The organism is Nocardioides sp., from assembly GCF_031422975.1.
Lineage (GTDB): Bacteria > Actinomycetota > Actinomycetes > Propionibacteriales > Nocardioidaceae > Nocardioides.
In genome coordinates this window covers 1-2,275 of the sequence record NZ_JANPEO010000553.1, presented here as the reverse complement: position 1 = coordinate 2,275, position 2,275 = coordinate 1, and the positions used below count along the sequence as shown (strand labels likewise).

Genomic DNA, 2,275 nt, shown 5'->3' with positions numbered 1-2,275 from the left:
CGCTGCCTGAGCAGTGATCGAAGGGTCTGACCGGGCATCTGTCTCCGTCCCGGACCCAGGCCTCATCTAGGAGACTTGCTGGTCGACTCTTGTCACGGAGGTTGACCGGGACTTTTCCGTGACTGAGCCTGTCGACGACATGTCCGTGCGAGCGTCGGGGCTGAGAAAAGCGAACTTCACGGACTGCACCCGGAGAAGACCTGGTTCGACGCTCGAGGACGCGGGTTCGATTCCCGCCAGCTCCACGGTGGGGTCTTCGCAGAACGAGCGCGAAGGCTTCGCAGAATAATCGGTCCCGGTGGGTCGCCCCACCGAGAGCCAGCCCTCTTGAACCTCAGCCGCTTCGACTCCGGTCGGAGCGGCTGATGTGCGTGCTCGTCTTCTGAGACCCGAGCGCTTGCGGCAATCGGGCCGACCACCCCATGGGTAGCGTCGTGAAGCGGCGCCGTACGGCGTCCCGCCCCTGACTCAAGGAGTACTGACGTGCCGAAGATCTTGATCGTCCTGACCGGTTCCGACCACTGGACTCTCACCGACGGGACCAAGCACCCGACCGGCTTCTGGGCCGAGGAGCTGCTGTCCCCGCTGCAGGTGTTCTCCGACGCCGGGATCGACGTCGACCTCGCCAGCCCGGAGGGCAAGACGCCGGTGGTGGACGAGGGCAGCCTCGCCCCGGACACCATCGGCGAGGAGGAGTCCGCGAAGCAGCACAAGGCCCTCGACGCCCTCGCGGGCCGGCTCGAGTCGACCCTGGTCCTCGCCGATGTCGACCTCGACTCCTACGACGCCGTCTTCGTGCCCGGCGGCCACGGCCCGATGGAGGACCTCGCCGTCAGCGACGACCTCGGCCGCATCCTCGTGACCATGCTCGACGGCGGCAAGGTCGTCTCCTCGGTCTGCCACGGCCCGGCTGGTCTCCTGCCGGCCAAGCGCGCCGACGGCTCCTGGCTGTTCGCCGGGCGCAACCTGACCGCCTTCACCGACGCCGAGGAGGAACAGGCCGGGCTCGCCGACAAGGCGCCGTGGCTGCTGGAGTCCCGCCTGCGTGAGGCTGGCGCGACCTTCTCCTCGGGGGAAGCGTGGGCGCCCTTCGTGGTCGTCGACGACAGGTTGGTGACCGGCCAGAACCCGGCGTCCAGCACCGAGGCCGCGCACAAGGTCGTCGGACTGCTCACGTCCTGACGACGGAGGTCGACGCTGCTGGGTCGCGGTCAGCGATGGGGTGCGGCACTCACACAGCATCGGTCCTCACCGGGATCGAGCCGGGTCGTGAGCCCGGTGCAGCCCACGCCGTCCGCGACCCCGGTGACGTACTCGAGGTTGAGCCCGCACACGAGCTCGGTCTGCTCCTGGGCGACGCGGTGGAAGGGACAGTTGCGCAGGAACAGCGTCTGCTCATCGATCCATGGCTCGTAGCCGCCGGCAGCCAGCGCCGTCGCGAGCCGGTCGAGCTCGGCCGAGTCCACGGGCTCGCCGAGAGCGGCTCCCCACGCCGATCCCTCAGCACGCGCCACCCGGGCGGCGATCACGCCGGCTGCCTCGCCCGTGGTCGCCGCCTCGGCGACGGCATGGGCGAGGATCCGGCTCAACAGGTCGTAGTGCCGCTCGGGGAGTGAGACCTGGAGCTCGCGGTCCGAACGCCGATAGAGCTTGGCCGGGCGTCCCGACCCCGGCCCGGTCCGGCCGGTCAGGCGCCGGAACTCGACGTCAAGGAGGCCCTCGTCGACCAACCGATCGAGGTGGAACTTCGCCGTGTGGGGCGCGATCGCGAGCCCTTCGGCCGCCTGCTCCCGGCTCACCGCGGTGCGCGAGCGCGTGACGAAGTCGAACAGGTTGCGGCGTACAGGCTCGGCCAGGGCGGCAATGCGGGCCAGATCGATCTGGGGCGTGGGCATTTCTAAAAGATACGGGGCTTGACGTTAGAGCGCTACCGGGTGTCTAGTGGGCGCATCAGCTTCGCTCACGCCGCGGCGCGCGCCGAGTTCCTCACCCTCGTGAACGGAGGAGTCCGATGACCGCACCCATCGTCATCATCGGTGGCGGGATGGCGGCCGGCAACGCCGCCGTCGAGCTGCGTGAGAGCGGCTACGACGGTGAGTTGATCGTCTTCGCTGCCGAGCCGCATCCGCCGTACGAACGCCCGCCGCTGTCCAAGGGGTATCTGGCCGGCAACTCGGAGGCCGAGGACGCCTACCTCAAGGCGTCGAAGGGGTACGCCGACCGCGGCATAGACGTCCGCTCGGGCACGCGCGGCGAGCGGATCGACCTCGGCGGC

3 protein-coding genes and 1 other RNA gene are annotated in these 2,275 nt (G+C 69.3%); 3 read left to right on the top strand and 1 reads right to left on the bottom strand.

Annotation, left to right across the window (positions count from 1 at the left end; genetic code table 11):
* Both ssrA and RMO85_RS16570 read left to right on the top strand, forming a co-directional pair.
* Positions 1-248: a transfer-messenger RNA gene (gene ssrA / locus RMO85_RS16575) on the top strand; the annotation flags it as partial.
* Between the two features lie 235 nt (positions 249-483).
* Positions 484-1,182, top strand: a complete 699-nt coding sequence (locus RMO85_RS16570) for a type 1 glutamine amidotransferase domain-containing protein (protein ID WP_310529824.1) — start codon at positions 484-486, stop codon at positions 1,180-1,182.
* Between the two features lie 29 nt (positions 1,183-1,211).
* Here RMO85_RS16570 and RMO85_RS16565 read toward each other — a convergent pair whose 3' ends face one another.
* Entirely contained in the window at positions 1,212-1,895 is a 684-nt protein-coding gene (locus RMO85_RS16565) for a helix-turn-helix domain-containing protein (RefSeq protein ID WP_310529823.1), read from the bottom strand.
* Between the two features lie 116 nt (positions 1,896-2,011).
* Between RMO85_RS16565 and RMO85_RS16560 the strand changes: the two genes are divergently transcribed.
* A partial coding sequence (locus RMO85_RS16560; protein WP_310529822.1) for an FAD-dependent oxidoreductase occupies positions 2,012-2,275 on the top strand: 264 nt, incomplete at its 3' end.

Excerpts from the sequence above, each read along its gene's own strand:
- RMO85_RS16565 (WP_310529823.1), bottom strand. The coding sequence starts at position 1,895 with ATGCCCACGCCCCAGATCGATCTGGCCCGCATTGCCGCCCTGGCCGAG.